Genomic DNA, 8,357 nt, shown 5'->3' with positions numbered 1-8,357 from the left:
ATTTTAGTTAAATTTTAATACTAATTAAAACTCTGTTAAGAGAACGCCTTTAAATATGGAATTTCTTATCTTTGCAGATTGAATCACATATTTAAATTTTCGGATGAAATTTGATAAAAAAATTGAAGAGTTAGAGTCGTTAGGAGACAACCACGTTGGAACATCCTCAGACACTCCTATGCGTGAAGATGCTTTTAAACTTACAAACGAAGAGAAGATTGACATTATCAAAGATGATGTTCTACATATTATGGAAACTTTAGGGCTTGACTTAACGGACGATAGCTTAAAAGGAACCCCTAATCGCGTGGCTAAAATGTTTGTAAGAGAAATTTTTGGTGGCTTAGACCCTAGCAAAAAACCTAACGCATCTACATTTGATAATAAATACCAATATGGCGAAATGCTAGTAGAAAAAAACATTACCGTGTATTCTACTTGTGAACACCATTTACTGCCTATAGTTGGAAAAGCACACGTGGCCTATATTTCTAACGGTACGGTAGTGGGTTTATCTAAAATGAACAGAATTGTGGACTATTATGCAAAACGCCCACAAGTTCAAGAACGTTTAACCATCCAAATTGTAAAAGAATTACAAGAAGTACTTAATACACAAGATGTAGCTTGCGTAATAGATGCTAAGCATTTATGCGTAAACTCTAGAGGAATTAGAGATACTGAAAGTAGTACGATTACTTCTGAATTTGGTGGAAAATTTAAAGATATAGAAACGAAACGTGAGTTTTTAGACTATATTAAATTCGATACGTCTTTCTAGAACAACAGGTAGCTACTTGGCAAATTCAAACATGCAACAACTGGACAACAATTACCTTAACATCAAATAAAAACATGCAGCTTTATAAAAATCAGGAGATAAAAATATACAATTCACTATCAGGTGAAAAAGAAGTTTTTAAACCTATTCATGAAGGCTATGTGGGTATGTATGTTTGCGGACCAACGGTTTACAGCAATGTGCATTTAGGTAATGTTAGAACTTTTATGTCTTTTGATATGATATACAGATATCTAAAGCATTTAGGTTATAAAGTACGTTATGTTAGAAATATTACCGATGCCGGCCATTTAGAAAATGATGCTGATGAAGGGGAAGATAAAATAACAAAAAAAGCACGCTTAGAAGAAATAGAGCCTATGGAAGTGGTGCAACGCTATACGGTTGACTTCCATAATACCTTAAGCGCATTTAACTTTCTACCTCCAAGTATTGAGCCTACGGCTACAGGTCATATTATAGAACAAATAGAATTAATTAAAACCATTATAGACAACGGCTTTGCTTATGAAGTTAATGGCTCCGTTTATTTTGATGTTTTAAAATATAACCAAACAAATAATTACGGCATATTGAGTAAGCGTAAAGTGGAAGATTTAATCCACAACACACGTGAACTTGATGGACAAAGCGATAAAAAAAATCCTCAGGACTTTGCACTTTGGAAAAAAGCCGAACCACAACATATTATGCGTTGGCCTTCACCCTGGAGCGATGGTTTTCCTGGATGGCATTTAGAATGTACAGCCATGAGCACAAAATATCTTGGCGATCATTTTGATATTCATGGTGGCGGAATGGATTTAAAATTCCCTCATCACGAGTGTGAAATTGCACAAAATCAAGCCGCTAAAGGAACAGCACCCGTTAATTTTTGGATGCATGCTAATATGCTAGAGCTAAACGGACAAAGAATGTCTAAATCAACCGGAAATATCATAAACCCTAAAGAGCTGCTTTCTGGAGACAACCACATCATGTCTAAAGCATACAGCCCAGAAGTGATACGTTTCTTTATGATGCAGTCTTCTTATAGAAGTATCCTAGACTTAACAGACCCAGGGTTATCGGCTAGTGAAAAAGGATTTCAACGACTTTTAGACGCTGTAAATTTATTAGAAAATCTACCAACATCAAACACATCAAGCATAGACGTTTCTGCATGGAAACAAACTTGCTACGATGCCATGAATGACGATTTTAACACGCCTATTTTAATTGCGCATTTATTTGAAGCGGTTAAATTTATCAATCAGGTAAAAGATGAAAAAGCCAGCCTAACAAAAGAAGATTTAGCTCTTTTAAATGAAACCATGCACGTCTTTATCTTTGATGTTATGGGACTTAAAAATACGAGTTCAATCAATGTTGCTGGAAGCACAGACAAACTTTCGGCTACAGTGCAACTACTCATAAAATTACGCCAGGAAGCGAGAGCCAATAAAGATTTTGCTTTATCCGATCAAATTAGAGATGAACTGAGTGCCCTTGGAATTCAATTGAAAGACGGAAAGGATGGCACAAGCTTTAGCCTCTAAACAAGCCGCATGTGTCACAAAATTGCTTGTTGTTTAGCCGGCCCACGCTTGAACTAAAACCAAGGATATTTATAGCCCAGCTGAAAAGAAATAGCACCTATTTCCTGGAAATAAATGCTTTATTAAGACCAACACCTGAACAACAAACGCAACAACGACTAATGAATTGAAACGAATTCTAACATATCCATTTTTATTCCTCATAAAAATATATCAGACGTTTATTTCTCCATTTACGCCAGCTACTTGCCGATTTCAACCTACATGTTCGCATTATGCGAAAGAAGCTTTGGAAATACACGGTTTTTTTAAGGGTGGAAAATTAGCGCTAATTCGGATTTTTAGTTGTCACCCCTGGGGAAGATCTGGTTTTGATCCAGTTCCAAAAAAAGATGAGAACTAAAGTTGCTCTTTAAAAGTTGTAATTAAGTATTTTTAAGTCGAAAATTACCATCAAATACAAACAAGCAAGTATAGAAAAAGCACTTTAAGCAACACGCCATACCTTCAATTGATAAATTCTCGTTAATCCTTTTTAACATATTCATTTAAATAGTCCATAAATGTTATATTTACATTCCTAAAATTAATTCTATGTTTTTACTAAAGTTCGATTGGAATCCTATCTCTGGAATCGATATTATTGGAAATTTTAAACTTCATTTTTATAGCATGATGTGGATTATTGCCTTTCTCCTTGGATGGTACATAATGAAACGTATTTTTATAAAGGAGAAAATAAAAATAGAATACCTAGATCCTTTATTTATTTACACCGTTTTTGCTACGATGTTAGGTGCTAGATTGGGTCATGTATTTTTCTACCAATCGGAATTAATTTCTCAAGATTTCTTTAGCATTTTTCTACCATTTCGCTTTAATCCAGAATTCGAATTTACAGGGTTTCAAGGTCTAGCAAGTCATGGTGCTGCTATAGGAATTATTGTAGGAATGTACTTATATAGAAAAAAATACAACTACAAATCATTAATGTGGATTCTAGATCGCGTAGTTATTCCTGTGGCTTCTGGAGCCATATTCATCCGAATTGGGAATTTCATTAATTCAGAAATTATAGGTAAAACAACGGATTCAGCTTTTGGAGTCCGCTTTATACAAGATCAATACGCCGGAAGGGAAGCCATGCAACTTACAGGCAAGCAAAGCCCTAAGGAAGCTTACGATGCTATTGCATCCAATCCACAATTCATTGAATTATTACAAGAGGTTCCATACAGACACCCAGCACAACTATACGAAGCCTTCTGTTATATTTTCGTATTTTTAATTCTTTGGTATTTTTATGAAAAAACGAATAAAGGAAACCAATCTGGATTCTTATTCGGATTATTTCTAGTGCTTTTATGGACCATTAGATTGTTTGTTGAATTTGTAAAAGAACCTCAAGGTGAAGAATATATCACTCTAATGGGTCTAAATACAGGACAAATGCTAAGTATACCGTTCATACTTATTGGACTGTATTTCATGTTTATGTATAAACCTAAAAATCAGACTGCTTAACATGCTTTTAAAATTAAAGTACACGCTGCCATTAGCTTTATTCCTAAGTATACTCACTTTAGGATTGACAACCTCATGTAAAGACGAGCCGCAAGTTATTAAAACTTCCGAGGTTCCTTTTACTAAAGAAGGAGAGCTGGCACTTTTTGAAGGTGATACCAAAATTCCACTAGCCAAAATTGATATTGAAATTGCCGATAATGAGTATGAAACTCAAACGGGACTGATGTACCGAACGTCCATGAAGGAAAATCAGGGGATGTTGTTTGTTTTTGAAAACGAAATGCCTCGTTCATTTTACATGAAAAACACCCAATTTTCTTTAGATTTAATCTATTTGGACAGAAACAAGACCATCGTAAGTTTTCAGGAAAATGCGAAACCTTTGGATGAAAGTCCCCTATTATCAATTTTTCCTGCCAAATATGTACTAGAAGTAAATGCTGGTTTGGTGGCTAAATGGAAATTACAAGTAGGAGACACCATGTCCTATACCGTAATTAGCACCCACTAAGTTCAGGTGTCTATTATTTAAAAGTACCAAACCAGTAGACAAGTTAAATAACCTTGTCGAAAAGCGAACGAGATGAATTACAAGGTGAAACACATGTCGTTACAGACCGCTTCCAAACATCATATTGGAGTAACCCTGTTTTTACCAGAAATTTCAAACAACAAAAGCCTTGTAATTTCTTCAGCAACGGGTGTTTTACAAAAATACTACTCCCGATTTGCTAGCCATTTCGCATCCTTAGGCTTCTCTGTTTACTCTTTCGACTATAATGGCATTGGAGCATCTAACTCTAAAAACATAAAGCAAAACACGGCTAATTTAACCGATTGGGCTTTTGATCAAGCTTCAGTTGTAAAATATGCTAAGAACAAGAATCCTGAGCATAAACTAATTTTAATAACACATAGCATTGGCGGACAGCTTATCGGTTTAAATCCAGAGATAAAACAGGTAGATGCTATTATAAATATAGCCGCTCAAACCGGATATTGGAAATACTTTAAGGGCATTTCAAAATTAAGAATGTTTGTATTCTGGTATGCTCTAATACCTATAACCACGCCTCTATTTGGTTATTTTCCTGCTAAAAAACTAGGGTTGTTTGAGAACATCCCTAAAAAAGTGGCTTATCAATGGCGCCAGTGGGGCACACATCCAGATTATATGTTTGGACATTATAACAGCTCTAACTTATACTTTAGCTCGGTTAACTGTAGGGTTTGGACACTTAGTTTTCCAAGAGATATATTTGCGTCAAAAGCTTCTGTTGACTGGTTAGCTTCCAAATTCACAAACGCGCAGATGGATAGACTACATCTTATTCCAGAAACATTAAATATTAATGATGTTCAACATTTCGGGTTTTTCAAAAAAGAATATAAAGACACTCTTTGGAAAATGACTGAAAACTGGATTAATGAACTCCATTAATTCTTGGTCTTCAAAATATTAAAATCCAATGCAGACCAAGAACAAAAAAGCCTTTTTGAACGGATCAAAAAGGCTTTTTATTTATATTATAATGGCTTTAGCTTATGCTTCTGCAACTTCTTCTTTTGGTTTATCTTTTAAAGAATCGTGAGCATCACCTTTCTTCACGGCATCATACATAATAGGTGTTGCAATAAATAAAGATGAATAAGTACCAACTACAACTCCTACTATTAACGCAAACATAAAGCCTCTAATAGAATCTCCTCCAAAAATGAAGATGGCTAATAATACAACTAAAGTAGTTAAAGAGGTATTTAAGGTTCTACTTAACGTACTGCTTAATGAAGCGTTGATGATTTTACCAAAATCCCATGACGTATGTTCGTTAACAAATTCACGAATTCTATCAAATACAACCACCGTATCGTTTAACGAGTAACCAATTACCGTTAGAATAGCAGCAATAAACGCTTGATCTATCTCCATAGTAAACGGCATAAACTTATAAGTTAAAGAGAAAATCCCTAACACGATAATCACATCATGGAATACAGCTGCAACTGCACCAAGTGAGAATTGCCATTTTTTAAATCGGAATAAGATATAAAGGAAAACCACAACTAAAGATCCTAAAATAGCCCAAATAGAAGCTGTTTTAATATCATCTGCAATAGTTGGACTTACCTTGTAATATTTCATTAGTCCAACAGTCTTATGGTCGTTGTCACTAATAAAATCATCATATGAAACGCCTTCTAAATGTGGTGCTAAAGCATTGAATAAAGAGGTTCTTAATTCTTCATCAACTTCTGCACTGGTTTCGTCAACTTTATATTTAGTTGTAATTTTTAACTGATTAGCATTACCAAAGGTTTTAGCATCTGCCGAACCAAAAACTGCTGGATCTGAAAGGATATCAGTAATTTCCGAAGCGCTTACTGCTTGATCAAAACGTACTTGGTACGTTCTTCCTCCTACAAAATCAACACCTTGATCTAAACCATTGGTTAATAACGATCCAACACTTACAGTTAACATAATAGCTGAGAAAATATAAGCAGCCTTATGTTTCTTAAGGAAATCGATATTGATGTTTCTAAATAAGTTCTTAGTTAAAGAAGTAGAGAAATCTAATTTCCCTCCTCTTTCTGAATACCAATCAACAATTAATCTAGTAATGAAAATAGCAGTAAATAAAGAGGTTGCAATACCAATAATTAAGGTAGTAGCAAATCCTTTAATAGGTCCAGTTCCAAAAATAAATAATATTAAAGCGGTAAGACCTGTAGTAATGTTCGCATCTAAAATTGAAGATAACGCATTGCTAAATCCATCTTGAATAGCCTCCTTTTGTCCTTTTCCTTTGGCGAGCTCCTCACGAATCCTCTCAAAAATAAGCACGTTAGCATCCACCGACATACCAATGGTTAACACGATACCAGCAATTCCAGGTAAAGTTAATACAGCTCCTAAACCTGATAACACACCAAATATTAATAAAATATTCAATGCCATAGCAATATCAGCAAACAGACCTGCTTTACCATAGTAAAGGAACATCCATAATAACACAACTGCTAATGCAATTAAGAAAGATAATTTTCCACTATCGATAGCCTCTTGACCTAATGATGGTCCTACTACTTCACTTTGAATAATATCAGCTGAAGCTGGTAATTTACCTGCACGTAATACGTTAGCTAAATCCGTTGCTTCGTTTAATGTAAAGTTTCCAGAAATTTGAGAGTTTCCTCCAGAAATAGCTCCTGTTGTAACTCCTGGTGCAGAATACACCACATTATCTAATACTATAGCAATTTGGCTTCCTTGAGTAAATGCCTTTCCAGTCATTTCTTCCCAAATTTTAGCTCCCTTCGCATTCATTTGCATAGAAACTACAGGCTTACTTGTTGGACCATATTCCTGACGTGCATCAGTAACCACAGCACCACTTAATGGAGGTAGATTATCTCTGTTTCCAATTAAAGCGTATAGATCTACTATTTCACTATCTTTTTCTGGTTTACCAAAAACAAACTTTACATTACGCATTTCTGCAGGAATTAAAGCTCTTACTTGAGGCATATTTAAATACTCAAGAACTTTGTCCTTATCTTTTATAGCAAACTGAGCTACAATTGGACCTCCTTGGTAACCAAATCCTCTTATTAATTTTCCTAAAGGATTATTTTCAACATTTGTTGAATCTGGATCATCTCCTAATAAGTCTGCAATTTTAGAATCCTCAGAATCTTGAGCTTCTTCAGCAGTTTCATCTGTTGTAGTTTCTTGTTCTGGAGCTTCAATTTCTTTAAGCAATTCGTTAGCTTGGTTTAAGAAACCTAAAAACTGCTCTCCTTTATAAGCATCCCAAAACTCTAATTGCGCCGTACTTTGAAGTAAAGTGGTAGCACGTTCTACATCTTTAACTCCTGGCAATTCCACTAGGATACGTCCCGAAGTTCCTAAACGTTGAATGTTTGGAGAAGTTACCCCAAACTCATCAATACGCTTACGTAATACTTCAAACGCTGAAATAATAGACTCGTCGATTTTTCTAGAAATGATAGGCTTAACCTGATCATCAGACATATCGAAAGTAATTTCTTCACTTAACGTTCTGTTAGCGAAAATTTCTGGTGAAGCTAATTTCGTATCGCCCTTTATAGCATCGAAAGCTTTAAAGAAATCTTCTAAATAGGTGTTCTGACTACTTTTTTGAAGTTCAGAAGCATCATCTAAAGCTTTGTTAAAAACAGGATCTTTGCTGTAATTTGCTAATCCTTTTAAAATGTCCTTAACAGAAACTTGTAGTATAACGTTTACCCCCCCTTTTAGGTCTAAACCTAAATTCATGGCGTTTTCCTTAACCTCGTTGTAAGTATAATCTGCAATTCCTAAGCTGTACACTTTTTCGTTGGCTATAGAATCTAAATACTGACGTTCCTTAACTGCATCGCCACTTGCATATACTCTTGCATCTTCGTCTATACTGTTTGCCTTAAATGTAAAAGACAATTGGTAAATACTTACCAAACCAAATAAA

The 8,357-nt window shown here is 34.9% G+C and carries 7 protein-coding genes; 6 read left to right on the top strand and 1 reads right to left on the bottom strand.

Annotated elements, in window-relative coordinates:
• Positions 1–103: 103 nt before the first annotated feature.
• The 6 genes from folE to VKY41_RS11070 all read left to right on the top strand — a co-directional run bounded on the left by folE (position 104) and on the right by VKY41_RS11070 (position 5,308).
• Positions 104–781, top strand: coding sequence for a GTP cyclohydrolase I FolE (gene folE / locus VKY41_RS11095; RefSeq protein ID WP_500814525.1), 678 nt, complete (start codon positions 104–106; stop codon positions 779–781).
• Positions 782–855: 74 nt separating this feature from the next.
• Positions 856–2,340 (top strand): cysteine--tRNA ligase, encoded by a 1,485-nt coding sequence (gene cysS, locus VKY41_RS11090; RefSeq protein WP_500814524.1) that lies wholly within the window; start codon positions 856–858, stop codon positions 2,338–2,340.
• Between the two features lie 166 nt (positions 2,341–2,506).
• Positions 2,507–2,743, top strand: coding sequence for a membrane protein insertion efficiency factor YidD (gene yidD / locus VKY41_RS11085; RefSeq protein ID WP_500814523.1), 237 nt, complete (start codon positions 2,507–2,509; stop codon positions 2,741–2,743).
• 191 nt (positions 2,744–2,934) lie between these two features.
• Positions 2,935–3,864: a prolipoprotein diacylglyceryl transferase gene (gene lgt / locus VKY41_RS11080; RefSeq protein ID WP_500814522.1), complete on the top strand. Its 930-nt coding sequence runs from the start codon at positions 2,935–2,937 to the stop codon at positions 3,862–3,864.
• 1 nt (position 3,865) lies between these two features.
• Positions 3,866–4,378, top strand: a complete 513-nt coding sequence (locus VKY41_RS11075) for a DUF192 domain-containing protein (RefSeq protein ID WP_500814521.1) — start codon at positions 3,866–3,868, stop codon at positions 4,376–4,378.
• Between the two features lie 93 nt (positions 4,379–4,471).
• Positions 4,472–5,308 (top strand): alpha/beta hydrolase family protein, encoded by an 837-nt coding sequence (locus VKY41_RS11070; protein ID WP_500814520.1) that lies wholly within the window; start codon positions 4,472–4,474, stop codon positions 5,306–5,308.
• Between the two features lie 102 nt (positions 5,309–5,410).
• On the opposite strand, the gene secDF is transcribed toward VKY41_RS11070, so the two are convergent.
• Positions 5,411–8,357: protein translocase subunit SecDF (gene secDF, locus VKY41_RS11065; RefSeq protein ID WP_500814519.1), on the bottom strand; the 2,947-nt coding region annotated here is incomplete at its 5' end.

This window comes from Xanthomarina sp. (assembly GCF_035306605.1).
Lineage (GTDB): Bacteria > Bacteroidota > Bacteroidia > Flavobacteriales > Flavobacteriaceae > Xanthomarina.
This window is presented reverse-complemented; position numbering and strand designations above follow the sequence as displayed.